Origin of the sequence: Kitasatospora sp. GP82, assembly GCF_029892105.1 — a bacterium.
Lineage (GTDB): Bacteria > Actinomycetota > Actinomycetes > Streptomycetales > Streptomycetaceae > Kitasatospora.
The window spans coordinates 174,310-200,579 of the sequence record NZ_JARZAJ010000010.1 but is presented as its reverse complement, the minus strand read 5'-3'; the positions used below and the strand labels follow the sequence as shown (position 1 = coordinate 200,579).

At 72.1% G+C, this 26,270-nt stretch carries 22 protein-coding genes; 10 read left to right on the top strand and 12 right to left on the bottom strand.

Annotated elements, in window-relative coordinates; translation table 11 throughout:
- Positions 1-92 precede the first annotated feature (92 nt).
- The 5 genes from P3T39_RS13070 (at position 93) to P3T39_RS13050 (ending at position 6,508) form a co-directional block, all read left to right on the top strand.
- On the top strand, positions 93-1,172 hold the full coding sequence (locus tag P3T39_RS13070; RefSeq protein ID WP_280697681.1) for a Zn-dependent alcohol dehydrogenase: 1,080 nt from the start codon (positions 93-95) through the stop codon (positions 1,170-1,172).
- Between the two features lie 248 nt (positions 1,173-1,420).
- Positions 1,421-3,295: a cholesterol oxidase substrate-binding domain-containing protein gene (locus tag P3T39_RS13065; RefSeq protein WP_280697680.1), complete on the top strand. Its 1,875-nt coding sequence runs from the start codon at positions 1,421-1,423 to the stop codon at positions 3,293-3,295.
- Positions 3,296-3,514: 219 nt separating this feature from the next.
- Positions 3,515-4,618 carry an ABC transporter substrate-binding protein gene (locus P3T39_RS13060; RefSeq protein ID WP_280697679.1) on the top strand — a complete coding sequence of 368 codons (1,104 nt, stop codon included), beginning with the start codon at positions 3,515-3,517 and terminating at the stop codon, positions 4,616-4,618.
- Entirely contained in the window at positions 4,618-5,709 is a 1,092-nt protein-coding gene (locus tag P3T39_RS13055) for an iron ABC transporter permease (RefSeq protein WP_280697678.1), read from the top strand. The genes P3T39_RS13060 and P3T39_RS13055 overlap by 1 nt, the downstream gene beginning before the upstream one ends.
- 7 nt (positions 5,710-5,716) lie before the next feature.
- Positions 5,717-6,508, top strand: coding sequence for an ABC transporter ATP-binding protein (locus tag P3T39_RS13050; protein WP_280697721.1), 792 nt, complete (start codon positions 5,717-5,719; stop codon positions 6,506-6,508).
- Positions 6,509-6,906: 398 nt separating this feature from the next.
- On the opposite strand, the gene P3T39_RS13045 is transcribed toward P3T39_RS13050, so the two are convergent.
- From P3T39_RS13045 to P3T39_RS13025, 5 genes are all read right to left on the bottom strand, one after another.
- The gene (locus P3T39_RS13045; protein WP_280697677.1) at positions 6,907-7,899 is read right to left on the bottom strand and encodes an isocyanide synthase family protein; all 993 of its coding nucleotides are present in this window, start codon (positions 7,897-7,899) and stop codon (positions 6,907-6,909) included.
- 96 nt (positions 7,900-7,995) lie between these two features.
- Complete coding sequence (locus P3T39_RS13040) at positions 7,996-9,273, bottom strand: cytochrome P450 (RefSeq protein ID WP_280697675.1); 1,278 nt, start codon at positions 9,271-9,273, stop codon at positions 7,996-7,998.
- 138 nt (positions 9,274-9,411) lie between these two features.
- A complete protein-coding gene (gene asnB / locus P3T39_RS13035; protein WP_280697674.1) occupies positions 9,412-11,271 on the bottom strand; it encodes an asparagine synthase (glutamine-hydrolyzing) in 1,860 nt (619 codons plus the stop codon).
- Positions 11,272-11,346: 75 nt separating this feature from the next.
- Complete coding sequence (locus tag P3T39_RS13030) at positions 11,347-12,666, bottom strand: MFS transporter (protein ID WP_280697673.1); 1,320 nt, start codon at positions 12,664-12,666, stop codon at positions 11,347-11,349.
- A gap of 289 nt (positions 12,667-12,955) precedes the next feature.
- Complete coding sequence (locus P3T39_RS13025) at positions 12,956-13,636, bottom strand: sigma-70 family RNA polymerase sigma factor (RefSeq protein WP_280697672.1); 681 nt, start codon at positions 13,634-13,636, stop codon at positions 12,956-12,958.
- A gap of 115 nt (positions 13,637-13,751) precedes the next feature.
- Between P3T39_RS13025 and P3T39_RS13020 the strand changes: the two genes are divergently transcribed.
- Entirely contained in the window at positions 13,752-14,009 is a 258-nt protein-coding gene (locus tag P3T39_RS13020; protein ID WP_280697671.1) for a hypothetical protein, read from the top strand.
- A gap of 375 nt (positions 14,010-14,384) precedes the next feature.
- Here the strand turns inward: P3T39_RS13020 and P3T39_RS13015 are convergent, their stop codons facing one another.
- From P3T39_RS13015 to P3T39_RS13000, 4 genes are all read right to left on the bottom strand, one after another.
- Positions 14,385-15,251 (bottom strand): hypothetical protein, encoded by an 867-nt coding sequence (locus tag P3T39_RS13015; protein WP_280697670.1) that lies wholly within the window; start codon positions 15,249-15,251, stop codon positions 14,385-14,387.
- Positions 15,252-15,449: 198 nt separating this feature from the next.
- Positions 15,450-15,845 carry a hypothetical protein gene (locus tag P3T39_RS13010; RefSeq protein WP_280697669.1) on the bottom strand — a complete coding sequence of 132 codons (396 nt, stop codon included), beginning with the start codon at positions 15,843-15,845 and terminating at the stop codon, positions 15,450-15,452.
- A gap of 61 nt (positions 15,846-15,906) precedes the next feature.
- Entirely contained in the window at positions 15,907-16,371 is a 465-nt protein-coding gene (locus P3T39_RS13005) for an STAS domain-containing protein (protein WP_280697668.1), read from the bottom strand.
- A gap of 245 nt (positions 16,372-16,616) precedes the next feature.
- On the bottom strand, positions 16,617-17,120 hold the full coding sequence (locus P3T39_RS13000) for a MarR family transcriptional regulator (RefSeq protein ID WP_280697720.1): 504 nt from the start codon (positions 17,118-17,120) through the stop codon (positions 16,617-16,619).
- 188 nt (positions 17,121-17,308) lie between these two features.
- On the opposite strand from P3T39_RS13000, the gene P3T39_RS12995 reads away from it, so the two are divergent.
- From P3T39_RS12995 to P3T39_RS12985, 3 genes are all read left to right on the top strand, one after another.
- Entirely contained in the window at positions 17,309-18,298 is a 990-nt protein-coding gene (locus P3T39_RS12995) for an ABC transporter ATP-binding protein (RefSeq protein WP_280697667.1), read from the top strand.
- Positions 18,295-19,902 (top strand): ABC transporter permease, encoded by a 1,608-nt coding sequence (locus P3T39_RS12990; RefSeq protein WP_280697666.1) that lies wholly within the window; start codon positions 18,295-18,297, stop codon positions 19,900-19,902. Before P3T39_RS12995 ends, P3T39_RS12990 begins: the two co-directional genes overlap by 4 nt.
- 339 nt (positions 19,903-20,241) lie before the next feature.
- A complete protein-coding gene (locus P3T39_RS12985) occupies positions 20,242-22,530 on the top strand; it encodes a M9 family metallopeptidase (protein ID WP_280697665.1) in 2,289 nt (762 codons plus the stop codon).
- A gap of 57 nt (positions 22,531-22,587) precedes the next feature.
- Here P3T39_RS12985 and P3T39_RS12980 read toward each other — a convergent pair whose 3' ends face one another.
- The 3 genes from P3T39_RS12980 to P3T39_RS12970 form a co-directional block, all read right to left on the bottom strand.
- On the bottom strand, positions 22,588-22,914 hold the full coding sequence (locus tag P3T39_RS12980; RefSeq protein WP_280697664.1) for a hypothetical protein: 327 nt from the start codon (positions 22,912-22,914) through the stop codon (positions 22,588-22,590).
- A gap of 124 nt (positions 22,915-23,038) precedes the next feature.
- Positions 23,039-23,917 carry a HemK/PrmC family methyltransferase gene (locus P3T39_RS12975; RefSeq protein ID WP_280697663.1) on the bottom strand — a complete coding sequence of 293 codons (879 nt, stop codon included), beginning with the start codon at positions 23,915-23,917 and terminating at the stop codon, positions 23,039-23,041.
- A 153-nt stretch (positions 23,918-24,070) separates the two neighbouring features.
- Positions 24,071-24,931, bottom strand: a complete 861-nt coding sequence (locus tag P3T39_RS12970; RefSeq protein ID WP_280697662.1) for a helix-turn-helix transcriptional regulator — start codon at positions 24,929-24,931, stop codon at positions 24,071-24,073.
- 198 nt (positions 24,932-25,129) lie between these two features.
- Here P3T39_RS12970 and P3T39_RS12965 point away from each other — a divergent pair, with 198 nt between their 5' ends.
- A complete protein-coding gene (locus tag P3T39_RS12965) occupies positions 25,130-26,176 on the top strand; it encodes an NAD(P)-dependent alcohol dehydrogenase (RefSeq protein ID WP_280697661.1) in 1,047 nt (348 codons plus the stop codon).
- Positions 26,177-26,270: the final 94 nt, after the last annotated feature.

Sequence of the window (26,270 nt, the reverse complement as noted above, 5' to 3'; positions counted from 1 at the left end):
ACCGTCTACACCCTTGCCTCGCCGTCGCCTCCCGGTCCTGCCGACCTTCGGCCGCCGTTCACCCGCCACCCGCCACCCGCGTAAGGAGCATCATGGTCCGCGCCGCCCTGCTCACCGCCGTCGGAGCCCCGCTCGAGCTCACCGAGATCGACCTGCCCGAGCCCGGACCCGGGCAGGTCCGGGTCAAGCTGGCCGCCGCCGGGGTCTGCCACTCGGACCTCTCGCTCTCCAACGGCACCCTGCGCACCGCCACGCCGACCGTCCTCGGCCACGAGGGCGCGGGCACCGTGACCGCCGTCGGCGAGGGCGTGAACTCGGTGCGGCCCGGGGATGCGGTAGTACTCAACTGGGCGCCCGCCTGCGGCGATTGCCACCTGTGCGGCCTCGGCGAGCCGTGGCTGTGCGAGCGCTCCGCCGAAGGCTCCGCAGCGACCTACGCCTCGCTCGGCGACGGCACCGGCGTGTACCCGGGGCTGGGCGTCGCGGCCTTCGCGGAGGAGACCCTGGTCGCCGAACGGGCGCTGGTCCCGCTGCCTTCGGGTGTGCCGCTGACCTCGGCCGCCCTGCTCGGCTGCGCCGTGCTCACCGGCTACGGCGCGGTGCACAACGCCGCCCGGGTCCGGGCGGGCGAGTCGGTCGTGGTCTACGGCCTGGGCGGGGTTGGCCTGGCCACCCTTCAGGCGGCCCGGATCGCCGGCGCCGGTCCGATCATCGCAGTGGACGTCAGCCCGGAGAAGGAGGAACTCGCCCGCCGCCACGGGGCGACGGAGTTCCTGCTCGCCGACGACCGCACCGCCAAGGCCGTGCGGGGTCTGACGGGCGGTCATGGCGCTGACCACGCCTTCGAGTGCGTCGGACGGGCCGCCACCATCCGTGCCGCGTGGTCGGCGACCCGGCGCGGCGGCCGGACGACGGTGGTCGGGATCGGCGGCAAGGAGGAGCTGGTGTCCTTCTCCGCCCTGGAGATCTTCTACTTCGCTCGCACCCTCACCGCCTGCGTCTACGGCAACAGCGACCCGGCGAAGGACATCCCGGTCCTCGCGGAGCACGTCCGGGCCGGGCGTCTGGACCTGGAGGCGCTGATCACCGACCGGATCACTCTCGGGGAGATCCCGGACGCCTTCGAGCGGATGGCGCAGGGGCGCGGCGGGCGCTCGCTGGTGGTTTTCTGATCGGTGATCGGTGATCGCTTCGGTGGATCGGATCGGTGAGCAGCTCGGTGGATCAGGTCGGTGATCGGGTGGTCGAGAGCCTGAGCAGAAGCTCTTCGACCCCGTTGGACCGGTAGCCTGCGTTACCGCTCAACGGGTACCCCTATCACTCGAACGAGTGATCGTTGCTGTGTTCGATAGTCGTGCGTGGGTGCACTGTCCTAGCGTCTGGGCCGGAGCTGACGGCGAGCTGGGCCATGGGGGGAACCATGACTGACGAACGGCACGACGGCACCGGGCGGAGCCGCTCGGAGGACGGCCTGCGGGCAGGGGCGAGCGGTGGCGGTGGCCTGACCAGGCGCGGGGTGCTCGCGGCCTCCGCCGCACTCGGCGGCGCCGTCTGGCTGCTGCGCGGAACGGTGGGTGCGGACAGCGCCAGAGCGGTGGGGAGCGCACCGCCCGGCCTCCCCTCGGGGATCGAGCCCTACCAGCGGGTCTTCGAGAACTGGGCGGGCGAGATCCGTACCGAGCAGCTGTGGACGTGCGCGCCGAGCAGCCCGCAGCAGGTGGCCCAACTGGCCGACTGGGCGCGGTCGGCCGGCTGGCGGCTGCGTGCGCAGGGCCACCGGCACGGCTGGGCCCCGCTCACCGTCGCCGACGGCACACCGGCCTCCGCCCGTGTGCTGCTGGTCGAAACCAGCCAGTACCTCACCGGGATGTCCCTGGTGGATTCCTCGACCGTGCGGGTGCAGGCGGGCGCCGGGATGGAGGAGCTGCTGGTCTTCCTGGGGCAGCGCGGTCTCGGGGTCGCCGCCTGCCCGGCACCCGGGGATCTGACGGTCGGCGGGGTCCTCGCCATCGGCGGTCACGGCACCGCCGTACCCGCCACCGGCGAGACACCCCAGCCGGGCCACGGCTACGGCTCGCTGAGCAACCAGGTCACCTCGCTCACCGCCGTCGTCCACGACGGCGCGAGCGATCGGTACGTGCTGCGCACCTTCGACCGCTCGGAGGCCGACAGCGCGGCCTTCCTGGTCAACCTCGGCCGGGCCTTCCTCACCGAGGTACAGCTGCGCGTCGGGGCCGACCAGCAGCTGCGCTGCACCAGCCGACTGGACATCCCGGCCGCCGAACTCTTCGCCGCACCCGGCAGCTCCACCGCCTCCGGCGGCCGTACGTTCGCCGATTTCGTCGACCGGGACGGCAGGGCCGAGGCGATCTGGTTCGCCTACACGGCGAACCCCTGGCTGAAGACCTGGCGCGTCACGCCCAGCAAGCCCTTCGCCGCACGCGCCGTCAGCGAGCCGTACAACTACCCGTTCTCGGACAACGTCCCGAAGCCGGTGGCGCAGCTGGCGGGCCAACTGATCGGCGGCTCCTGGGGCCTGGCGCCGCTGTACGGGCAACTCCAGTACCTGATCAGCAAGATCGGGCTCACCGGTGACCTCACCGACGTACTGCTCTCCGGCGGCCTGCTGCGCGATCTGCTCACCGGCGACAGCATCACCCACCTGCTGGCCGGTGGCCTGGGCTCGGACCTCTGGGGAGCTTCCCGCCATCTGCTCCAGTACGTCCGGCCCACCACCATGCGGGTGACGGCGAACGGCTATGCGGTGCTCGCCCGGAGGGCCGATCTGCAGTGGGTGCTCAGCGAGTTCAGCCGGTACTACCAGCAGCTGGTGGCGGAGTACCAGGCCCGTGGCGAGTACCCGATCAACGGCGCGGTCGAGATCAGGACGACCGGCCTCGACGACCCGGCCCGCTCGGGCGTGCCCGGGGCTCGTCCGCCGCTGCTCTCCGCCCTGCGGCCCCGCCAGGACCGGCCCGAGTGGGACACGGCGGTCTGGCTGGACATCCTGAGCTTCCCCAACACGCCCGGCCTGCACCGTTTCTGTCGAGACCTGGAGGGCTTCCTGAAAAGCACCTTCGACGGGAGCCGGGCCGGGCTGCGGGTGGAGTGGTCCAAGGGCTGGGCGTACACCGCCGACGCCGCCTGGTCCGACCCGGACATGCTGGGCCGGTTCATCCCCGACAGCCTCCGAGCGGGCGGCGGCCCCGGCTGGGACGAGGCCGTCGCCACACTCGACCGCTACGACCCGTACCGGGTGTTCGGCAACCCCTTCCTGGACGGCCTGCTCAGGTAAGCCCGCCTGCCCGCCCACCCGGTCGTTCGAGGTCCGCGGCCGGCCGAGGGCAACGGGCCCAGCCGCTGGGGCAGGTTGCGTCCTGCCCCACCGGAACGAACCCGCCCCACCGGGACGAAAAGTTTCACCGAGTGCGGGAACCCGGGGCGGGATCCGTACGACTACCTGGTCCGGGCCGCAGCGGCGGCCTGTGTGCACCCGGATTTCCAGGAGAGTTCCATGCGTTCTCGCGTTCTGTGCGGCCTGGCCGCCGCCGTGGCCCTGCTCGCCACGGGCTGTGGCGGCGGCGGCTCGTCGGACGGCCCGGCCGCCGACGCGACCGGTAGGGCGACCGGGTCGGCGGGGGCCGCAGGGGCCACGGCCGGGGCCTACCCGGTGAAGGTCACGGACTGCGGTGGCGCGGAGACCACCTTCACGGCGCCGCCCAAACGGATCGTCACCAGCAACGCGTCCAGCCTGGAGATGCTGCTCCGGCTCGGTGCCGGGGGCCAGGTGATAGGCACCGGCTTCCCGCCCGGCAAGGGTGCCATGCCGGAGGACCTCGCCGCCCAGGCTGCCAAGGTGCCGGTGCTCGGCCAGATGGTGATCGCCAAGGAGAAGCTGCTCGGTTCGGGCGCCGATCTCTACATCGACACCTTCGCCGCGATGAACGGCATGGGCGGTATGGGCGGCGCGATGGGTTCGGCGCCGACCGAGCAGGAGTTCGCGGCGGCCGGGATCAAGCACGTCTACCTGCACTCCACCGCCTGCGCGACGATGCGTCAGGGCCCACAGCAGGACCTCTCCGAGGTCGAGGCGGACATCAAGCGCCTGGGCGCCGTCACCGGCACGGCCGCCAGGGCGGAGGAACTGGCCGCCGGTATGGAGCAGAAGACCGGCGCCGTCCAGGCGGCCGTCAAGGGCATCCCGACGGACCAGCGCCCGACGTACTTCTTCTTCGACTTCGACGCCGGGACCAAGCAGCCGATGGCGGTCTGCGGCAAGCAGGTGGCCAACGCGGTGATCACGCTGGCCGGGGCGCGCAACGTGTTCGCCGACTGCGACGGCGACTTCAAGCCGGTCGCCTGGGAGGACGTGGTCGCCAAGAACCCCGACTGGATCCAGCTCGGCGTCCGCAACCGGGGCAGCGAGGCCGAGAACACCAAGGCCTTCGACGAGGCCGCCCAGTTCCTCCGGGACTTCCCCGCGACCAAGGGGCTGAAGGCCGTCAAGGAGAGCCACTTCGTACGGATCGGCTCCGAGGTCACCACCATCGCCGGAGTCCGCAACGCCGACACCGTGCAGCAGATCGCCCGCACCCTCCACCCCGACCTGGTGAAGTGATGGCGGCACCTGCCCCGCCCCGGACGGGAGTCGCGGGCGAGGACGAGCCCGGGAGCACCACCGGGACGGTACGGACCGTGCGGGCGGGCGTGGCCGCCGCGCTGCTCGGCGTGGCCCTGCTCGCCGGGCTGACCGCCGCCGTCTCGCTGGGCTCGGTGGACATCCCGGTCGGTGAGGTCTGGTCGGTGGTCGGCCGCAGACTGACCGGAGGGGCCGCCGAGCCGGGCTCGCGTGATCTCATCGTCTGGCAACTGCGCGCCCCCCGCGCGCTGTTGGCCGCCATCGTCGGTGCCGGACTCGGCCTGGTCGGTGCCGCCGTCCAGGCCCTGGTACGCAATCCGCTGGCCGACCCCTACCTGCTCGGTATCTCCTCCGGCGCCTCGCTCGGCGCGGTCGCGGCCGTCGTCCTCGGGACGGGCGCCGGGTCCGCGGTCGGGTTCGGCGCCTCCGGGGCGGCCTTCGCCGGGGCACTCGCGGCCTTCGCCCTGGTGTGGACGATGGCCAGGCGCGGCGGGGGCTTCTCCCCGCTGCGGCTGGTGCTGGCGGGAGTCGGGATCGGCCAGTTCCTCTCCGGGTTCACCAGCTACCTGGTCCTCCAGGCCGGGGACGAACAGCGGACCAGGGGCGTGCTGTTCTGGCTGATGGGCAGCCTCAGTGGCGCCCAGTGGAGCCAACTCGCCATCCCCGCAGGGGCGGTAGCGCTCGGGCTGCTGGTCCTCCAGGCCCGTGCCCGCGCGCTCAACGCCCTGCTGATGGGCGACGAGACGGCCGCCGGTCTCGGCGTGGACGTGGTCCGGCTGCGCCGCGAACTCTTCGTCGTCACCAGCCTGCTCACCGGTGTGCTGGTCGCGGTCTCCGGCGCGATCGGCTTTGTCGGCCTGCTCGTCCCGCATGCCTGCCGACTGGTCGTCGGCGGCGACCACCGCCGACTGCTGCCGCTCTCCGCCCTGGCCGGCGCGGTGCTGCTGGTGGCCGTGGACACCGTCGCCCGGACCGCGCTGGACAACCAGGAGGTCCCGATCGGCGTCGTCACCGCGCTGATCGGTGCCCCCGCCCTGCTCTACCTGCTCGACCGACGCTTGGAGCGCTGAACCGATGATGCGAATCGCCGTTGACGCCGTGTCCGTCACCCTCTCCGGCCGCAGCATCCTCTCCGGCATCCACCTGGTCGCCGAGGAGGGCGAGATCGCCGGCCTGATCGGGCCCAACGGCAGCGGCAAGTCCACCCTGCTGCGCACCGTCTACCGCCACCTCAAGCCGCAGTCCGGGCGCGTCCTGCTCGCCGACCGGGACGTCCGGGAACTCGCCCCCGCCGAGGCCGCCCGGCATCTCGCGGCGCTGCCCCAGGAACGCGGCAGTGACTTCGAGTTCACCGTCCGCGAGGTGGTGGCGATGGGCCGCTCGCCCTACCAGCGGGCCTTCGCCGGGGAGAGCGCCCAGGATCGGACGGCGGTGACCGACGCACTCGCCCAGGTCGGCCTGGCCGGCCACGAGCGTCGCAGCTTCGCCGCCCTCTCCGGCGGCGAACGCCAACGCGTACTGCTGGCAAGGGCGTTCGCCCAGCAGCCGGACGTCCTGGTACTGGACGAGCCGACCAACCACCTCGACGTCCAGCACCAGGTGGAACTGCTCGCCCTGCTGCGCGCCCAGCGCCGCACCACCCTGATCTCGCTGCACGACCTCAACGCTGCGGCCTCGCTCTGCGACCGCCTGCACGTCCTGCACCAGGGCACGGTGGTGGCCTCGGGCAAGCCACGCGACGTCCTCACCCCGGACCTGCTGGCCGAAGTCTTCGGCGTAAGGGCGGTGGTGGTCGACCACCCGCTCACCGGTGACCCGCTGATCGCCTTCGACCACCGCAGCCCGGTCGGCACGGCACCGCTCTCCTGAGCGGTCCCGCATAATGCTCGCACGCACGGGGAGGATGGCGATATGACTGCCGACCATGGATGTGAGCCGAGCGTGCTGCTCGACCGGGTCGTGGCCGCGCTCGCCTCGCGCCATGACACCCCCTCGATGCGCCTGTAGGCCACCGCCACCGCCACCGCCACCGCCACCGCCACCGCCACCGGCGGCCGGCACGAGCTCGGCACCGCAGGCCGGACGGTGACGGTCCACGGCAGGCAGACCTCGCTGCCGGCCTGGCTGATGGGCCGCTCGGAGGGCACCGACCTGCTCACTCCCGATGGCGCGCCGCTCCCCGCACCCCCATTGCTGTACTGACACACGTTCAGGGAGGCGAGGGACAGTCGGCGTTCCTCGCCCCCTTCACCGTGCACGGGCGGGACCTAGCGGGTCTCGTAGTGGCTGGGGCGGCCGTCTCTCAGGACCAGGCGTCCGGCCTGTTCGGCGGCCTGGCGCTTGAGCAACTCCCAGCTGCCGTCGGGCCGGTGCAGCACGCAGGAGTGCCACGGCGTCGTCCAGGCGTCGGGCGAGTCGAGCAGGCTGATACCGAACTTGGCCGCTCCGCGTCGCTGCGGGTGGATGGAGAGTCGGACCGAACGCGGATGGTGGTCGGCGATCAGATCGCCCCAGGCCCGGCTGCGCTGGATCACCCCGTACGCGCGCCGCCGGCACTCGCGTTGCAGTGCGGACCGGCTGCCGGGAAAGTCGGCGGTGTCGTCCACCAGGAACCGGGTGATGCCGCAGTAGAGCCGCTCGGTGTCCACGTCCGAGCGTATCTCGGCACGCAGTTGGTCCACCGTCGGTGCGTACCGCTCGTGCACCTGTCGGCGCTTCTCGTCGTGCGGCAGGTCGCCGAGGACGTCGCGTAGGTCGAAGACGGAGAGGCGGCGCAGCTCCTCGCGCTGGATGATGGCCTTCAGCTCGTCCGAGTAGGCGTCGATATGGGCGTCCGGAACGCGGATCAGATCACCGAAGACATGGCCGTCCGAGCAGATCACCATCCGGGCGCCGGGCTGGTGGACCTCGCCGACAGCCGCGCACAGCTCGTCCAGGAAGCCGAGTGAGAGCCGCTCGCCCTCGTCCGGAAGGTGGCTCAGGACCTTGGCGGGGTTGGGCGACTTGCAGGGGAAGCCCGGCAGGGTGAAGACGATCGGGTCGCCGACGGCCACGAAGGAGGCCAGTTGGCGCAGTTGGTGCGGGAAAGCCTCGACCGCAGCCGGGCTCTCGGGATCCGAGGCCCGGCGGTGGGGGAGCAGCAGCTCCAGGACGGCGGCGCAGGTGCGTTCGACGCGATCGGTGGTCTGCGGGGTAGGCGCGGCCGGCGGCTGGGACTGCGCGGACGGTTCGGGTGCGGCGATGGCGCCGACGGGCGGCATGCGGTCCTCCACGAGGGCATGGCGGTATGGCGTCCGGGCGGCCGGGAACTCCGCGCGGACGCAAGGGAATCAGGGCAGAGAAGGGGAAGCCGGCGGTCAGTCGCGCTTGTCGTAGGCGACGGGCAGCCGGTTGACACCACGGGCGAGGACGGCCGGGATCCACTCGATCTCGGACTCGTCCACGGCGGGGTGCAGGCCGGGCAGGCGGGCGAGCAGCGTGCCGATGGCGATCTGGAGCTCGGCGCGGGCCAGGGCCGCGCCGGGGCAGAAGTGGATGCCGTGGCCGAAGGCCAGGTGCGCGTTGGGCGTTCGGTCGAAGTCGAGGCCGTCGGCGTCCGGGAACTGCTCGGGATCGCGGTTGGCCGCGCAGAGCGAGACGATGACCGAGTCCCCGGCGGGGATCCGGGTGCCGTGCAGCTCGCTGTCCTCGGCGAAGAAGCGCCAGGTGGTCAGCTCGAACGCGCTGTCGTAGCGCATGAGTTCCTCGATCGCCCGGGGCAGCAGGGCGGGCTCGCGGCGCAGCCGCTCCAGTTGGTCGGGGTGGCGCAGCAGGGTCATCAGCATGGTGCTGATCTGGTTGGTGACCGGTTCCTGGCCGGCGACCAGCAGCTGGAAGATCATGGAGTCCAGCTCCTCCGGGCTCAGCTCCCCGCTGTCCCGCGCGACCACCAGCCGTCCGAGCAGGTCGTCGTCCGCCTGCTCCCCGCGCTTGGCCGCGACCACATCGGCGATGTAGCCCTGGAGTGCGCGCAGTCGGCCCTCGTAGGCGGGGCGGCCGGGGTCGTCGGGGCCGACCGGTTGCACGACCTTGCCCCAGTCGCGGTCGAAGCGGCGCGCCAACTCATCGGGCAGGCCGATGACTTCGGCCAGTACCCGGAACGGGAAGTGCGCGGCGAAGCCGCCGATCAGATCGGCACCGCCGGTGGCCGGGAGGGTGTCCACCAGGGCGTCGGCCAGCTGCTGGAAGCGAGGGCGCAGCGAGTCGATGCGACGGGGCGCGAAGGCGTCCAGTACGAGTCGGCGCATTCCGGTGTGCTTGGGCGGATCCTGGTGCAGCAGGTGGGCCTGGAGCTGGGAGTGCTGGGGCTCGGGCATGATCGAGGCCAGCTTGCGCCAGTTGTCGTTGCCGAGCGAGTGGTTCTTGCCCAGTCGCGGGTCGTTGAGCGCCTGGTGCGCGGCCTGGTAGCCGGTCACCAGCCAGGCGGCTATGCCGCTGGGGAAGCGGACCCGGTGCACGGGGCCGGTCTCGCGCAGTTGGCGGTAGAGCGGGTACGGATCTCTCTTGTAGTCGCTTCCGTACAGCGGCAACGGCTCGGCGCCGTGCGCCACCGGGCAGCGCGAGGCCGCCGGAGGCAGCGGGTCGGGCGAGGTCATCGGGCAGTCCTTCGGGTGGGGAGGTCGGGTCGGTCGGGAATTGCGGGGACAGTGGGGTTCGCAGGGACAGCGGGGATCGCGGGTTTCCGGGTTTCCGGGTTTCCGGGTTTCCGGGTTTCCGGGTTTCCGGGTTCGGGGTCAGAGGGTGATCGTCGGCCGGTGGTGGTCGAGCCAGAGGGAGAGGTCCACCACCCGTTCCAGGCGCAGGCGTTGGCCCCAGGACAGCTGCTCCGGGGTGGCGTCGAGGGCGGGCTTCAGTGCGGCGGCGTCGGCGAGCCCGGCCACCCCGGGTGCGTCGAGGGCCTCACGGGCGAGCTGCTGCAATCCCCGCGTGTAGTCGGGGTGGTGGGTGGCCGGATAGTGGTTCTTGGGCCGGTGGAGTACGGATGCGGGGGCGATGCCGGTGCCCACGTCGCGCAGCAGGCTCTTCTCCCGTCCGTCGTGGCTCTTCATCGTCCAGGGTGCGTTGAAGACGTACTCGACCAATCGGTGATCGCAGTAGGGGACCCGGACCTCCAAGCCCTGCGCCATGCTCAACCTGTCCTTGCGGTGCAGGAGTTGGCGCAGCCAGCGGGTCAGGGAGAAGTGCTGGAGCTCACGCCTGCGGAGTTCGGCCGCGTCCTCGCCGTCCAGGTGCGGCACGGCGGCGAGGGCGTCGCGGTAGGTGGCGGCGCGGAACTCGCCGATGCGCAGCTCGGCGGCCAGCTCGGGATTGAGCGGCATCGCGGCCTGGTCGCCGGTGACCAGCAGCCAGGGGAAGGTCTCGGCGGCGAGGGCAGCGGGGCTGTGGAACCACGGGTAGCCGCCGAAGACCTCGTCGGCCGCCTCGCCGGAGACGGCGACGGTGGAGTGGCCCCGGATCTCGCCGAAGAGCAGGTAGAGCGAGGTGTCCATGTCCCCGACTCCGATCGGCGAGTCCCGCGCGACGACCACGGCGCGACGGTGCTCCAGGTCGAGCAGCGCGTGCGGGTCTAGGACCACCGTGCTGTGGTCGGTGCCGATGAACCGGCCTGCCTCGGCGGCGAACGGGGTGTCGTGGCCGGTGCGCAGGACATCGCCGGTGAAGCCTTCGGCCTGGTCGCTGTAGTCCACCGCGTAGGAGCGCAGGCGCGTCTGCGGGCCTTCGGCGAGCCGGAGTTCGTCGGCGGCGAGAGCCGTCAGCACGGTGGAGTCCAGGCCACCGGAGAGCAGGCTGCACAGCGGGACGTCGGCCTCCAGCTGGGCGCGGGTGGTGCGGTTCACCAGGGAACGCACCCGCTCGATCGTCCCGGGCAGGTCGTCGGTGTGCGGGCGTGCCGTCAACTGCCAGTACTGGCACTCCCGTACACCGTCCCGGCCGACGGTGATCAGCCCGCCGGGCCGGACCTCGTGCACTCCGGCCCAGAGCGTCGGCCCGGTGTTGAACAGCAGGCTGTACGCCTCGCGGAGTCCGTCCGCGTCCACCCGGGGGCTCAGCTCGGGGTGGGCGAACAGGGCCTTGGGTTCGGAGCCGAAGGCGATGCCGCCGTCGATCCGCGCCCAGTACAGCGGCTTGACGCCCAAGCGGTCGCGCACGAGCAGGAGTTGCTCCCGGAGCTCGTCCCAGATCGCGAAGGCGTACATGCCCTCAAGGCGGTCGACGATGCCCTCGCCCCACTGCTGGTAGCCGCGCAGCACCACCTCGGTGTCGCTGCGGGTACGGAACTCGTGGCCCAGACGGCGGAGTTCGGCACGCAGCCGGTGGTGGTTGTACACCTCTCCGCTGTAGCTGAGTACGACGCCGGGGCGATCGGGCCTGTCCGTCATGGGCTGGACGCCGCCGGCCAGGTCGAGGACGGAGAGTCTGCGGTGGCCGAGAGCGGCATGGGTACCGAGCCAGACGCCCCCGGCGTCGGGGCCGCGCCGGGCAATGGTGGCGGTCATCGCCTCGATGACCTGGGTGAGCCGGGACGTGGCCCGGGGCTCGGGGGCGTCCGAGGCGTTCGGGCGGAAGGACACCCAGCCGGTGATGCCGCACATATGACTACTCCTTGGTGCGAGCTGCGTTCTGGTTCGGGTGAGTGGTGGGCCGGGTACCGGGGTGGCGCCTGGCCGTCAGTCGGCCGGGGAGGCGAGCACCGCCGGGCGTCGGCCCGGGCGGATCAGCAGGACGGCGGCCGCGCAGGCCGCACCGGCGGCGAGCGCCAGGCCGGCCCGGACACCGCCGGTGCCGGCGCCGCCCAGACCCCAGGCGGCGGTGGCCAGCGCGGGGCCGAGGGTGAACCCGAGGCTACGGGCGAGCTGGACGGCCGATCCTGCCGTGGCCATCCGTTCGGGCGGCGCGGCACTCATCACCAGAGCCTGCACGGGACCGCCGTACAACCCCGTCCCGAACCCGGCGAGCGCGAGCCGCCACGCGATGTCCACGGGCGTCCAACCGGCCCCGAGCGGTACGAGCAGCAGCAGGCCGAGCGCGGTGAGCGTGGCTCCGGCGGCAGCCGGGGGGCGGGCGCCGAAGCGATCGGCGAGCCGTCCGCCGAGCGGCCCGGCCAGGCCCATGGCGGCCGGGAAGCAGAGCACGGTCAGACCGGTCGTGGTCGCGCTCAGCGCATCATCGCGCTGGAGGTGGAGCGCGATCAGGTAGTGCATCGCGGCGAAGCCCGCCGCCAGCGCCAGCACCGCGCCATGGACCCCGTACGTCCCGGCCTCCCGCAGCACCGAGACCAGCCGCTGCCCGCCCGGACGGCGCAGCCAGCGGACGGCGAGCGGCACGGCGGGTACGGCGAGCAGCAGCCGGGCGGGCGAGCCGGGGGAGAGGCTGAGCGCCAGCAGGACGGCGGCCACGGTGCCTCCGACCAGGCCCGCGTCGGCGAGGGTACGGCGGTCGGGCAGGCGCAGCGCACCGCCCGGCGGGGCGCTGCGACGGGCGATCAGCAGGGCGGCCAGGCAGACCGGAAGCTTGACCAGGAAGAGTGCCCGCCAGCCGAGGTGGTCCAGCAGCAGCCCGCCGAGCGCGGGACCGGTCACCGCGCCGAGCGGCCCGAGCGTGGCGGGCACGCTCATCGCCCGGCCGCGCAGCTCGGGCCGGACCGAGCGGGCCGCCAGCACCGGCATCAGCACGAACAGCACCGCGCCGAAGGCTCCCTGCACCAGCCGGGCGGCGATCAGCCAGGCCGCAAAGGGCGCGGCCGCAGCGGCCGCACTGGCCAGCGCGAACCCGCAGACGGCGAGCAGCAGCGCAGGCCGCAGCCCCACCCGGTCCAGCCACTGGCCGGCGGGCAGCAGCAGGGCCACCACCGGCAACTGGTAGCCCAGCACCGCCCATTGGGCGGTCTCGACGGAGACCCCGAAGCTGCGCGAGAGCGAGGAGACGGCGATGTTGACGATGTTCATGTCGAGCATCGCCGTAAAGGCGAGCAGACCGGCGACGACCACCAGACTCCACCGGTCGGGCGTTTCGCCACGACTTGCGGACCCGGCGGTGCCCGGGGACCGATCGGTGCCCGGGGCCGACCGGGTTACCGGCTCTCGTGGGGGCATGCTCGCCTCTCCCTCCGTGGTGACGGACGCCGCCGGGCGGCGGCATCCGTCACAGCAGTCGGGCGGCGGCGCCCGGGAGTTCCCGAACAGATTGCTGATTCTCGGGAGTGGCGGCCGATCACGGCGAGCGGGCCCGTCCGCCACTCGGCGCCGTCAGCCCGTCAGCCCGTCAGCCCGTCAGCCCTCAGCCCGTCAGAACCGGCGAGCGGGCACGCCCGGCCCAGAACGTCCGCCCGGAACCCTGCCGCGTCCCGGCGCCACCGCGCTGCGCCGACCCGCCCGCCGCGGAGGTGTCCGCGGCTGCGCCACCGCTGGTCGAGTCGCCCTCGGCCGAGCGCAGCAGCATGACCAGTTCGTCCCGCGCCCGCGCCACCCGGGACCGTACGGTGCCGATCGGGCACCCCGTCACCGCGGCCGCCTCGGCGTAACTGAGCCCGACCACCTGGGTCAGTACGAACGCCTCCCGTCGCTGTGCCGGTACGCGCTCCAGCAGGTCGCTCAGCACGACCTCGTTCTCGAACCGCGGCACCTCGTCGGGCCGTTGCTGCTGTTCGGCCGCCGCCTGCCAGTCCGGCAGCGGAGCGCACTGCGGTCGGGCCGCCGCGCTGCGGTAGCGGTCCACCACCACGCGCCGGGCGATCGACAGCAGCCAGGTGCGGGCCGAGGAGCGCCCGGCGAACCCGGGCAGGCTGCGCAGCGCCCGCAGAAAGGTCTCCTGTGCGAGGTCGTCGGCCGACTGGACGTCGGTGAGGTGTGCCACGAACCGCCACACATCGCGCTGGGTGGCCCGGACGAACGCCTCGATGTCGGCGGGCCGGCCGCTACGGGCACGCAGGGCCACGGCCGTCAGCTGCTCGTCATCCACGGTGCGCTCCCTGCTTTCCCGTGCGGCTGGTGTGGATGGTGCGTGTCGCGTGGAGGGTACGGGCGGTGCTGGTGGGTGCTACCGCACACACGGTTGAGTGAGAGACCATGGCGGCATGACCTGTGCCGACTACCGAGCCGCGATGTCCGCCCACCTCGACGGTGAGAACGCGGACACCGCAGCGGCGGTCGGCGGCCCCGAGGCTCTGGCCGCGCACGGAGAGCAGTGCGCCGACTGCCGTGACTGGCTGGCGGCGGCCCGCGGTCTGCAGACACTGGCCGCCACGGCGCAGGGACCGTCCGAGGAGTGGGCCGACGGCCTGCTGGCCCGGCTGCTGAGCTCCGAAGAGGCGGGCCGCGACCGCGCGGGATGAGCGGGTCGGCCCCGTTGCCCGGGCGGGCGCGTGGATGGGTACGACGGTCCGGCCGTCGTCGATGAGAGGTCCTGAGGTCATGACGTGTCCTGAGGGCAGGAGTGGCTGCGGCCCCGCGACCAGCGGTACCGCCAGGTGAGCGCCCGTCACCACGCCGTCCGGAGAACCTGCCGCCGCCCGTCGTCAGGGGCGAACGGCGGTGCGACCGCAGACCCGGAGGAGTCGGTCCGGGGGCGTCGTCCGTCGCGGTGGCGCGGGCCGGCCCCTGTGCCTGCTTCCCCGAAGGGAGCGGGCACCCAGGGGCGACCTGCCCGCCGGTGCCGAGCGGAACCCGGCCCGGGCCACGGCGCCGAGCGGCGCGTGAGAACTCCGGGGTCAGATGTACAGGGCTCGGCCCGGGCGGGCACTGTGCACAGCGGCGGCGGCCGGTGGTCCGCGCCGTACGACGGCATGCGTCAGCACTGCCGATCTGGGCTGCCCCGTCCGACGGAGCGTCGGAAGGCCCGGCACGGAGGGCTCCGGGCTGCGCGGTACGAACAGCAGGAACAGCGGTACCAGGACGGCCGCCAGCGTCCGCACCAGCTCGAACAGACCGACCACCGCCGCCTCGCCGCGCCAGAGCAGCAGCGCGCAGGCGAGAGCGGCGAGCAGGTGGGCGAGGAACATGCCGGTCGAGAGCCCGTGCGCCATCGACACCGGTTCGGCCATGGACTGCGACATCGACTGTGACATCGAGTGCGACATCATCGACACGTCCGACATACCGGCTGCCCCGCCGTACAGCTGACCCGCCGATTCCGGGCCGTAGGGCGGCAGCCCGGCGGCCGACAGGGCGTCAGGGTCGAGCCCCGCCGTACGCGCCAGATCCGTCGGCTGCATACCGCCGGGGAGCCCGTTGGGGAGTCCGTCGGGGGCGCAGAGGAGCAGCCGAGCCCAGTCGAGAGCGCCGTGTCCCTGCCCGGGGGCCGCCCCGGCCGCCCCGGCCATCGCCATCGGCGAGCTGCGCTCGAACATCAGGTGCAGGGCGGCCTGAGCGGCAGTCATCCACAGGCTGATCACCGCAAGACCTCGTCGCTGCCCGGCCAGCAGCCAGGTGACCCCGGCCGTTCCGGCGAAGGCGGCGAGCAGTACGTACCCGGAGAGCCCGGTTTCGGACATGCTGAGGTGCGCGGTGGCGGACATCGCCACGCACAGGGTGGCGAAGACCACGGCGCGGATGGTGCGGAGCTGCCAGGTCGTCACGATGCCGACCATCGTCGCATCTGCCGATCCCGGCTGTCCGACCGGCTCGGGGTTCAGTCGTGTTCGGCCGGTATTCGACCGTCGCGCGGCGGCTGACCGACCGTCGTGCGGCGGTCCCGCCCCCGCCGCCGGCAGCCCCCGGAACGGGCCCGCGCCCCGGGTGTCCGGCGGCCGGGGCGCGGAGCTGGACGGTCGGTCTCAGAGCCCGGCGGGCTCGTGCCAGATCGCTGTCGGGTCCTGACGGGTCGGCTGCTGGTGGGAGGTGCCGGAGAGCTGTGGCGCAGCGTGGCGTTCCGGCCGGTGCTGTGCCGGGTCGCCGATCACGCCGGTGCGCGGTCGGGTCGGCTCCTCGTCCGGAAGCGGGACCAGCCGACGGGCGGTGAGGTGGCCGACCCAGTGTCGGTGGCACCCGGGGCAGGCCGGTGCGCCGTCGGGCGAGTAGGGGGAGGCGACGGGGATGCCGTCGTGGGAGAAGTACTCCCAGTCGTTGCCTTCCTCGTCGCGGTAGTGCTGCACGTCGTAGTCCGCACTCCAGCTGTGCCAGCAGTGTCCGCAGGTGAATTCGACTCGTTCCACAGCCAGTTCGGTGATCATGGCGCCTGCCTTTCCATAGGTGGTTCGGCGGTGGCGGCTCGGTTCGGGCCCGGTGGGGCCGCTACGCGGGCTGGGCGGTGGGCATCGGGGGAATCGGGGGAGTCGTTGCAGGCGGTGCGGGCGCGGGGACGGGAAGGAGGGGGACGGGCAGAAGCGTCGCAAGCGGTACGGGGGCGGTGGCGGTGGAGCGGAAGACGGCCTCGCGGACCGTCGGGAACACCGGCAGCAGCAGGTCGAGTCCGGTTAGCCGGAGCAGACGCCGCACCCGGCCCTCGGGGACGGCGAGGCAGAACACTCCGCCGTGCCGCCGCGCGGTGTTGTACGCGTCGACGAGCGCGCTCGCCCCGCAGGCGTCGCAGAACGTGAGCTCGGAGAGGTCGGCGATCACCCGCGCTCGCGGTCCCCGCCGGGCGATGACTCCGGTGACCTGCAGGCGCAGCTGCTCGGCCGTGGCGATGTCGAGTTCGCCGGCCACGTGCACGACCGACCAGCTGCCCTCCCGGTGCGATGACAGCTGCAGATACATCTCATGTCCTCCCAGCTGTGTGGGGGCCATCGTGGTACCCGTCTTTCCGCTGCGGGGGTAGTCCGCCGTCGCCGATCGGAGTTCGCCCGCCGGGCCGGGCCGGGCCAGGGGCCCGGCGGACTGCCCTCCGGGAGCCGGACCGGTCGCCGTCGGCCGCGGGCCGAGGGCTCCCGTCCGGTTGCCCGGATATATCGGTCATATAACCCAAACTACACAGGGTTGACAAGACCCTGGCGTGCTCGGGTTCAGCCCTCCTGCTCGCGAGCCGCGCGCAACGCGGCACGGTGGGCCTGCCAGCGCGTCTGGATGCCCGCCAGCTCGCCCCGGAGGAACTCGAAGAAGGCCAGTGACTCCGCCATCCGCGCCCCGGCCGGACTGTCCGCCCCGAGTGCCGCGATGCCCTCCTGCAGGCTGCTCTCCCAGCGCACCAGCATCTGATCGCGGCGCACGCTGGCCTCGTACCAGACGTCGTCGTGCACCCGGAACCGGTCGCGGCGCGAGCCGGGGTCGCGCTCGCGGCTGACCAGGTTGACCTGCTCCAGGTAGCGGACGCCGCCGGAGACCGCGGCCGGACTGACCTGGAGCGCCTCGGACAGCCCGGCCGCCGTCAGCCGGCCGGAGTCGGTGGCCAGCAGGGCGGCGAAGATCCGTGCGGGCATCCGGGGAATCCCGGAGTCGGTGAGCACGTTGGCGAACCGCTCGACGAAGGTGCTGACGGCCCGCTCGTCCCGCCCGCGTTCGTGGGGCATCCCGCGTTCGTGGGGCATCCGCTCTCCGGGTGTCTGCTCGTCCTGCGTGTGCCCGTTCCGTGCCTGCATGGCACCTCCTGCCGCCTCCGTGATCACCGCCGCATCATCCCGTACCGCTGCGAATCCTGCGAAAGTCCACAGAGTTCAGAACATTCACGATTCTGTGAAACAAGAGTACCGTGACAGGCATGACTACCGCCATCACGGTGTCCGGCCTGGTCAAGACCTACGGCCGGACACGCGCCCTGGACGGGCTCGACCTCACGGTCGCCCAGGGCGAGGTGCACGGCTTCCTCGGGCCCAACGGAGCCGGGAAGTCCACGACCATCAGGGTCCTGCTCGGCCTGCTGCGCGCCGACTCCGGAACCGCCCGGCTGCTCGGCGGCGACCCCTGGCGGGACGCGGTCGAGCTGCACCGCAGGCTCGCCTACGTCCCCGGGGACGTCACGCTCTGGCGCAACCTCACCGGCGGCGAGACCATCGACCTGCTCGGACGGCTGCGCGGCGGACTCGACCAGGACCGCCGTGCCGAGCTGCTGGAGCGTTTCGAGCTCGACCCCACCAAGAAGGGCCGCAGCTACTCCAAGGGCAACCGGCAGAAGGTCGCACTGGTCGCCGCCTTCTCCTCCGACGTCGAACTGCTCGTCCTGGACGAGCCGACCTCCGGCCTCGACCCGCTGATGGAGGAGGTCTTCCGCGCCTGCGTCGCCGAGGAGCGCGAGCGCGGACGCACCGTCCTGCTCTCCAGCCACATCCTCTCCGAGGTCGAGGCGCTCTGTGACCGGGTGAGCATCATCCGCGCCGGACGCACCGTCGAGACCGGCACCCTCGCCGAGCTGCGCCACCTGACCCGCACCTCCATCGAGGCCGAACTGGCAAGTGTGCCGACCGGCTTGGCCGGCCTGCCCGGCGTGTACGACGCGGAGGTCCGGGGCGGACGGCTTCGCTGCCAGGTGGAGACCGGGCAACTCGACGCCCTGCTGCGACAGCTGACGTCGGCAGGGGTGCGCTCACTGGTCAGCAGGCCGCCGACGCTGGAGGAGCTGTTCCTGCGCCACTACCAGGCCGACGGGGCCAGCGAATCCGGTGGCGGTGCTGGCAGTGGTGGTGGCAGCGGCGGCAGCGGCGGCAGCGATGGCGGCGACCGCCGCGACGAGGGCGAACGGGTGCGGCCATGAACAGCCTTGCGGGAACGGGCACTCTGCTCCGCCTGGCCCTGCGCCGTGACCGGATCATGCTGCCGGCCTGGGTCTATGTGCTCACCGCTGCGGCGGTCTCCACCGCGTACAGCTTCGGAAGGCTCTACGCGACGGCCGCCGCCCGTGAACAGTTCGCGGCGGGCATGAACACCAACAGTTCACTGCGCGCCCTCTACGGGCCGGTGTACGACGCGAGCCTCGGCGGGCTGACGGCCTGGCGGATGGGCGCGTTCGGGGCCCTGCTCGCCGGGCTGATGAGCATTCTGCTGGTCGTCCGGCACACCCGGGCCGAGGAGGAGGACGGACGGCTGGAGCTGGTCGGCGCCGGAGCGGTCGGCCGACGCGCCCCGCTCACCGCCGCGCTGCTGGCCGCGCTCTCGGCGAACCTGCTGCTCGCGGTGCTGGTCACGGCGGGGCTCGCCGTACTCGGCCAACCCCTCGGTGGCGCAGCCGCGTTCGGATCCGCGCTGGCGGCCTGCGGGCTCGTCTTCGCCGGGGTCGCCGCCGTGACCGCCCAGGTGGCCGAGACCGGGCGGGCCGCCAACGGTGCCGCCGGTGCGGTACTCGGCGCCGCCTTCGTCCTGCGCGCGGCCGGTGACTCCGCCGCAGACTCGGCGAACTCCACAACGGGACGGTTGAGTTGGCTCTCGCCGATCGGCTGGGCCGAGCAGGTGAGGCCGTTCGCGAGCGACCGGTGGTGGGTCGTCGCACTCGGGCTCCTCACGGCCTGCCTACTGGCCGCAGCGGCCTACGTGCTGGTCGGCCACCGCGACCTGGGCGCCGGGCTACTGCCCCAACGGCCGGGTCCGGCGAACGCGGCGCCCGCACTCCGGACCCACCTGGCCCTCGCATGGCGGCTCCAGCGCGGCACCCTGTACGGCTGGTGCGCCGCCTTCGCGGTGGCGGGCGCGGTCTTCGGGGGAGTGGCGGGCGGCGTGGCCTCACTGATCGGCGACAACCGGCAGGTGAGCGACATCCTGCGCCGGATCGGTGGCCAACAGGCCATCTCCGACGCCTACTTGGCGACCATCCTCGGCCTGCTCGGAATGGTCGCCGCAGTCTACGCCGTCCAGTCCGTGCAGCGGCTGCGCGGCGAGGAGCTCGGCGGTCGGGCGGAGCCCGTCCTGGCGACGGCGGTCTCCCGGACCGCCTGGGCGGGCGGTCATCTGCTGTTCCCGCTGCTCGGCTCGGCGGCGCTGCTCACCATCGGAGGGCTGACCGCCGGGCTGACGTCAGGCGCGTCCCTGGGCAATCTGCCGGGCCACCTCGGCAGCCTGCTTGGTGGAGCGCTGGTACAGCTTCCTGCGGTGTGGCTGGCGGCCGGCGTGACACTGGCGCTCCTCGGGCTGCGGCCCCGGTGGACCTCGGCGGGCTGGGGGGTGCTGGCCGCGTTCCTGGTGATCGGCTGGCTCGGCCCCGTCCTCCGCTTCGGCCGCCCCATCCTGGACCTCTCGCCCTTCACCCATCTGCCGCACCTGCCCGGCGGCGCATTCGACCTGCAACCCCTGCTCTGGCTCACGGCCCTCGCCGCCGCCCTGGCCGTGAGCGGTCTCGCTGCCCTGCGCCGGCGCGACCTGGACTGACCCGGCGTCAGGCAGGCAGAACCCGCGCTGTGTCCGTCGCACTTCTTCGGATCTGACACAGAATCACGAGCGGTCGGGCGAATGCTCGTCAGGCCTTCGCCGATGCGCTGACCTCGGGCAGAACGCCCTCGGTCCCTCGGGCTCTTCGTCCGGCCGCACCTGGTCGCTGAAACTCCGCCGGGAGGGCACTTTCGTTCGCCATGTGATGTGTGCCATTGTACATGACACACTCCCCACCGGGCGGGCGGGAAGTCCCCCAACTCCCGTTGCCGCCACGGTCCGCACCCTTCCTCGGGCGCGCCGACAGGCGTGCCCGCAGACCGGCCGGGAGGCCCCCACATGAGTACCGCCTCCATACGGAGAGACCTGCTCAGGCTGCTGATAGCGGCCCTGGCGTGCTGCCTGGGCATCAGCCTGTTCGCACCGGCGAGCCAGGCCCGTGCGCTGACCGGCCCCGCCGTCGGCGTCCCGCGTCCCACCACCCCCTCCGGGCTGCCGCCGCAGTCGGTGACCAAGCCCGCGACGCCCGACGCCGCCGCAGAGGAGAGCCACTCGGGCGCCCGGCCGGTGGACGCCGCCCATCGCGCCCCGCTCAAGGTGACCGCCGACCCCGCCTGGCACAGCAGCCCTGCAACCGCACCGCACGCGGACGCCGCCTGCAGCGTCTCCGACTTCACCAGCCGCTCCGGCAGTGCCCTCGTCCAGCAGGTCGAGTCGGCCACCGTCGACTGCGTCAACAGCCTCTTCAGCGTCACCGGTGACGACGCCTACCAGGCGTTCCGCGAGCCGCAGATGGTCAGCGTCGCCGATGCCCTGCGTGACGTCTCGGCCAACTACGCCGGTGACGACAGCACTTCGGCCGAACAGCTGGTGCTCTACCTGCGCGCCGGCTACTACGTCCAGTGGAACAACGCCTCCACCGTCGGCAGCTACGGCACCGCCCTGCAGACGGCCGTCCGGGGCGCCCTGGACGCCTTCTACGCCAACTCCCGCTCCAGCGACGTGAACGACGCCAACGGCGCCGTGCTGGCCGAGGCTGTGACGCTGATCGACAGCGCCCAGGAGAACGCCCGCTACCTCTACGTGGTCAAGCGCCTGCTCAGCGGCTACGACAGCAGCACGTACAACTCCTCGTACTGGATGCTGACCGCCGTCAACAACACCTACACCGTGCTCTTCCGCGGCCACCAACTGCCCGAGTTCACCGCGGCAGTTCAGGCGGACCCCAGCCTGCTCGACACCCTGCGCGACTTCGCCGTCGCCAATGACGCGCTGCTCGGCACCGCCCAGTCCTACCTCACCGCCAACGCGGGCCACGAGCTCGGCCGCTTCCTCCAGCACGCCGAACTCATCGACAGGACAAGGCCGCTGGTCAAGGACCTGCTCGGCCGCAGCGCCATGACCGGCCGGACGGCGCCGCTGTGGACGGGCCTCGCCGACACGACCCAGAACTACGACCAGGCCAACTGTGCGTACTACGGCACCTGCGACCTCGCCGCCCGGCTGCGCGCAGCAGTCCTGACCACGGACTACACGTGCAGCCCGAGCATCCGAATCGTCGCCCAGCAGATGAGCCCGACCGACCTCGACGCCACCTGCACCAGCCTGCGCGGCGAGGACGCCTACGTCCACGGCATCGTCCGGGACAACGGCCCGGTCGCCGACGACCACAACTCGACCATCGAGGTCGTGGTCTTCCACTCCAGTGCCGACTACCAGACCTACGCGGGCCTGATCTTCGGTATCAGCACCGACAACGGCGGCATGTACATCGAGGGTGACCCGGCGGCCGCCGGAAACCAGCCGCGCTTCGTCGCCTACGAGGCGGAGTGGGTGCGGCCGGTCTTCCAGATCTGGAACCTCAACCACGAGTACACCCACTACCTCGACGGCCGCTTCGACATGTACGGCGACTTCAACGCCGGGACCTCCACGCCGACCGTCTGGTGGATCGAGGGTTTCGCCGAGTACGTCTCCTACTCCTACCGCAACGTCGACTACACCGACGCGATCGCCCAGGCGGCCAAGGGCACGTACAAGCTCAGCACCCTCTTCGACACCACCTACGACAACGACAGGACCCGGATCTACAACTGGGGCTACCTGGCCGTCCGGTACATGCTGCAGTCGCACCGCGCCGATGTCGACACGCTGCTCGGCTACTACCGGGTGGGCGACTGGGCCGCCGCCAGGACGCTGTTGACCAGCACCATCGGCACCCGCTACGACAGCGACTGGTCCGCCTGGCTGTCCGCCTGCGCCGCCGGGAACTGCGGCGCTACGACCGCGCCCCCGGTGGCCGAGTGCACCGCCACCGACACCCGCGAGCTGGGCCAGGACTGCGGTCGCAGCAACCTGGCCGCGAACACCGGGAATTACAGCTACCTGTACCTGCGAGTCCCGGCGGGCACCAGCCGGCTGACCATCACCTCGTCCGGCGGCACCGGTGACGCCGACCTGTACTACAGCGCCGACGGCTGGGCCACCATGAGCAACTGGACCGCCCGCTCGACGCAGTCCGGCAACGGCGAGACGCTCACCATCAGCAACCCGCCCGCCGGCATCGTGTACATCAGCCTGTACGCCAAGTCCGGCTTCGCCTCGGTGAACCTGTCCACGGCGTTCTGACCGGCAGATGCCCGGCGCGGAGGGTCTCGGTTTCCCCCTCCGCGCCGGGCACGTACGTCAGTTCGCGGGTTCGCCTTCCTCGCTCAGGCGATGCCCCTGGATCTCGGGGCGGTTGCTGTCCCAGAGCACCTCCCAGACCTTGAAGACGGTGTGGAAGGTGCGGCGCTGCCCCTGGGACACCAGGAGGTAGGAGTCGCCGTCCCGGTAGAGGGTGCGCTGCCTGCTCGACATCGGGTGGCGGGGGGTGTAGCCGGGCACGAGCTGCTTCAGCGCGGCGACCGCCTCCTCGCGGGTGCCCTCGACCTCGGTGAGTACCCGGGGAGACCAGGTCATGTACTGGCCGGCCCCCTCGTTCTCCTCCACCACCAGCGCCCAACGAGCCATGGTCTGCCTCTGTTCCGTCCCGCCGTTCCATCAGGTCGGCGTCAGCCTATGCGAGCTGCGCAGCCTCGGTCCGAGCAGGGGCGGCCGTGCGCTTTCAGGCGGCACGGGGCCCTGTTGCGTGGCTTCAACCGTGTGCGCGGCGTCGGGTGGCCATCGAGTACAGCGGCCAGCCGTACTGGTCCAGGTGGCCGGACACCTCCTCGAATCGGTCGTCCGCCCGCAGCAGGACGGGGACCGTCTCCGCATGCAGGTGTCCGTGTTCGACGACGAGCCGGCCGCCCGGCCCCAGCAGCCTCGCCGCCGCGTCCGCGACATGCCGGATGACATGCAGACCGTCGGGGCCGCCGAAGACGGCCTGCCTCGGCTGGTGGACGCCGAACTCGGCGGGCACCTCGGCGTCGTCGGGCATGAAGGGAGGATTCGCCAGTACCAGGTCCGCCCGGCCACTGAGCCCGCTCAGCATCCCGGGCCGGGTGACATCGGCCTGGTGCAGCACGATGGCGGTGTCGCCGAGCGCCGTCCGGTCGGCACTGTTGCGGCGGGCGAAATCGAGTGCCACCGGGTCGCACTCCACGGCGTGGACCGTGGCGTCGGGCCGGTGGTGCGCGATGGCGAGCGCGACAGCCCCGGAACCCGTGCAGAGGTCGACCACCAGTGGGCCGGTCAGGTCCGCTATCGCGCGCAGTCCGGTGGAGAGCACCGCTTCACTCTGCGCCCGTGGTACGAACACTCCCGGACCGACCGTCACCTCGATGCCGCCGAGTGCCGCCACCCCGGTGAGGTGGCCCAGCGGAACCCCGTCGGCCCGCCGGTCCACGAGCGTGCGGTACTCCGCAGCCAGCCGGCCGTCAAGCTCGCCGTCCGACGGCCGGCCGACTGCGTCGGGACCGAAGACATGGGCGGCCAGAGCCTCGGCGTCCTCCCTCGGGGCGATCACGGTGCCCGTCCGGATCAGGATCTGCACCGCGTCCTCGACAAGTGCCCCGAATGATGTCCCCGTCATGGTTGCCACGTCCTTTTCCGGCCGCTCGGTTCCTGGGCCGCACCGGACGCGTTCGCACGCTCGGCGCGGCCGGTGCGTGGCAACCATGCACCGGGCAGCCCTAGGTGAGACCCGAGAGTTTTGGGGCGTGGCGAGCCTCCTGGGACGGCTGGGTCACTCGGCCCGCAGATCCGCGAGGTGCCTGCGGCGGGAGACGATCCGCAGAGCGGCCTCCGACGGGGAGTCCGGCTCCACGGTGTGCAGGAGCAGTGACTGGTCCGGGTCGTCCGGCAGCCTCAGCGTCTCGAAGGAGAGGGTGAACTCGCCGACCGCCGGGTGGCGGAGGTGGTAGCTGCCATGGGTCTTGTCCTTGACCTCCTGGTCCTCCCAGAGCCGCCGGAAGTCCGTGCTGGACTCCGACAGCTGCCCGATCAACGCCGTGAACGCCGGGTCGCACGGATGCCGCCCGAAGTCCATCCGCAGGTAGGCGACCAGGTCGCGGGCCTTGGCCTGCCAGTCGACGAACCGGTCGCGCGCCTCCGGATGGCAGAAGACCAGCCAGGCCAGGTTGCGCTGCTCGGGCCGGAGTTCGGCGATATCGACCAGCAGGGCGCAGATCAGGTCGTTCCAGGCCAGGATGTCCGTCCGCCGCCCGATCACATACGCGGGAACGTCCGGCATCGACTCCAGCAGCCGCAGCAGACCCGGGCGGACCACCTGGGCCGTCGGTACGACAGGTCCGCAGCCGCCGACGGTGTGCAGCCGGGCCAGCCGGTACAGGTGGGCCCGTTCGTCGTGGTCCAACCGCAGCGCGGCCGCCACGGCGTCGATCACCGCATCCGAGACGTTCTCCGAGCGGCCCTGCTCGAACCGCACGTAGTAGTCCACGCTGACCCCCGCAAGCTGGGCCAGCTCCTCCCGGCGCAGCCCCGGTACCCGGCGGCGCTCTCCGTACTGCCGCAGACCTGCCTGCTCGGGCTTCAGCCTGGCCCGACGGGACCTGAGAAAGGTGGTCAGCTCAGCTCGATTCCCCATGCCCTCGATCCTAAGGGGGGTTCTGCCAGACCCAGGTCTGCCGGTTCCCAGGACAACTCTCGCCCTGGGTGAAATCTTCCGCCCGTCGCAGGATTGGGACCGACACCGAAAACGACACGGGTACGGTGCCGTTCGCCGTGTCAGGAAGCGCACGGCTTCGCGCCCGCGGCCGCACCGGACCAGCAGAGGACATCCCCCATGACCACCACCGTCACCGCCTATGCCGCACCGGCCCCCAAGGCCCCGCTGGAGCGCACCACCGTCACCCGCCGTACGGTCGGCGAGCACGATGTCCTGATCGAGATCAAGTACGCGGGTATCTGCCACTCCGACATCCACCAGGTCAACGAGGACTGGGGTCAGTCGCTCTTCCCGATGGTCCCCGGTCACGAGATCGCCGGTGTGGTCACCGAGGTCGGCCCCGGCGTCACCCGCCACGCCGTCGGCGACCGGGTCGGCGTCGGCTGCTTCGTCGACTCCTGCCGCACCTGTGAGAACTGCCTGGCCGGCAACGAGCAGTACTGCCTCAACGGCATGACCGCCACCTACCCGGCCGGTCCCGACGGCCGGCCCACCTACGGCGGCTACAGCACCCACATCGTCGTCGACGAGAACTACGTCCTGCGCATCCCCGAGGGCATCGACCTCGACGTGGCCGCGCCCCTGCTCTGCGCCGGGATCACCCTCTACTCGCCGCTCAGCCACTGGCAGGCGGGCCCCGGCAAGCGCGTCGCCATCATCGGCCTGGGCGGCCTCGGGCACATGGGCGTGAAGATCGCCCACGCGATGGGCGCCGAGGTCACCGTGCTCAGCCAGTCCCTGCGCAAGCAGGAGGACGGCCTCCGGCTGGGCGCGGACCACTTCTACGCCACCTCCGACCCGGCCACCTTCACCGAGCTCGCTGGCTCCTTCGACCTGATCGTCAGCACCGTCTCCGCCAACCTCGACATGGACGCCTACCTCGGCCTGCTCGCGGTCGACGGCACCCTGGTGAACGTCGGCGCCCCCGGGGAGCCAAACTCCGTCAGCATGTTCTCCCTGATCATGGGCCGCAAGACGCTGGCCGGCTCGATGATCGGCGGTATCCGCGAGACCCAGGAGATGCTCGACTTCTGCGCCGCCCACGGCCTCGGCGCCGAGATCGAGAAGATCGGCGCCGACCGGATCAACGAGGCCTACCAGCGGGTTCTCGCCAGCGACGTCCGCTACCGCTTCGTCATCGACATCGCCACCCTCACCTCCTGACCGCCGCCACACCCGACCAGCGGCCCGCCGCCCCCGCGTACGAACCGGGGACGGCGGGCCGTCGGCGTTGCCGGCGCGGGACGGTCCGGTGGAT

What these genes read in the sequence shown, in the direction of transcription:
- P3T39_RS13020 (WP_280697671.1), top strand. Translation starts at nt 13,752, where the DNA reads ATGACCTGTGCCGACTACCGAGCCGCGATGTCCGCCCACCTCGACGGT.
- P3T39_RS13050 (WP_280697721.1), top strand. Translation starts at nt 5,717, where the DNA reads ATGCGAATCGCCGTTGACGCCGTGTCCGTCACCCTCTCCGGCCGCAGC.
- P3T39_RS13055 (WP_280697678.1), top strand. Translation starts at nt 4,618, where the DNA reads ATGGCGGCACCTGCCCCGCCCCGGACGGGAGTCGCGGGCGAGGACGAG.
- P3T39_RS13010 (WP_280697669.1), bottom strand. Translation starts at nt 15,845, where the DNA reads ATGATCACCGAACTGGCTGTGGAACGAGTCGAATTCACCTGCGGACAC.
- P3T39_RS12985 (WP_280697665.1), top strand. Translation starts at nt 20,242, where the DNA reads ATGAGTACCGCCTCCATACGGAGAGACCTGCTCAGGCTGCTGATAGCG.
- P3T39_RS12980 (WP_280697664.1), bottom strand. Translation starts at nt 22,914, where the DNA reads ATGGCTCGTTGGGCGCTGGTGGTGGAGGAGAACGAGGGGGCCGGCCAG.
- P3T39_RS12965 (WP_280697661.1), top strand. Translation starts at nt 25,130, where the DNA reads ATGACCACCACCGTCACCGCCTATGCCGCACCGGCCCCCAAGGCCCCG.
- P3T39_RS13005 (WP_280697668.1), bottom strand. Translation starts at nt 16,371, where the DNA reads ATGTATCTGCAGCTGTCATCGCACCGGGAGGGCAGCTGGTCGGTCGTG.
- P3T39_RS13065 (WP_280697680.1), top strand. Translation starts at nt 1,421, where the DNA reads ATGACTGACGAACGGCACGACGGCACCGGGCGGAGCCGCTCGGAGGAC.
- P3T39_RS13045 (WP_280697677.1), bottom strand. Translation starts at nt 7,899, where the DNA reads ATGCCGCCCGTCGGCGCCATCGCCGCACCCGAACCGTCCGCGCAGTCC.
- P3T39_RS13070 (WP_280697681.1), top strand. Translation starts at nt 93, where the DNA reads ATGGTCCGCGCCGCCCTGCTCACCGCCGTCGGAGCCCCGCTCGAGCTC.
- asnB (WP_280697674.1), bottom strand. Translation starts at nt 11,271, where the DNA reads ATGTGCGGCATCACCGGCTGGGTGTCCTTCCGCCCGAACGCCTCGGAC.
- P3T39_RS13000 (WP_280697720.1), bottom strand. Translation starts at nt 17,120, where the DNA reads ATGCCCCACGAACGCGGGCGGGACGAGCGGGCCGTCAGCACCTTCGTC.
- P3T39_RS12970 (WP_280697662.1), bottom strand. Translation starts at nt 24,931, where the DNA reads ATGGGGAATCGAGCTGAGCTGACCACCTTTCTCAGGTCCCGTCGGGCC.
- P3T39_RS12995 (WP_280697667.1), top strand. Translation starts at nt 17,309, where the DNA reads ATGACTACCGCCATCACGGTGTCCGGCCTGGTCAAGACCTACGGCCGG.
- P3T39_RS12990 (WP_280697666.1), top strand. Translation starts at nt 18,295, where the DNA reads ATGAACAGCCTTGCGGGAACGGGCACTCTGCTCCGCCTGGCCCTGCGC.
- P3T39_RS13060 (WP_280697679.1), top strand. Translation starts at nt 3,515, where the DNA reads ATGCGTTCTCGCGTTCTGTGCGGCCTGGCCGCCGCCGTGGCCCTGCTC.
- P3T39_RS13040 (WP_280697675.1), bottom strand. Translation starts at nt 9,273, where the DNA reads ATGACCTCGCCCGACCCGCTGCCTCCGGCGGCCTCGCGCTGCCCGGTG.
- P3T39_RS12975 (WP_280697663.1), bottom strand. Translation starts at nt 23,917, where the DNA reads ATGACGGGGACATCATTCGGGGCACTTGTCGAGGACGCGGTGCAGATC.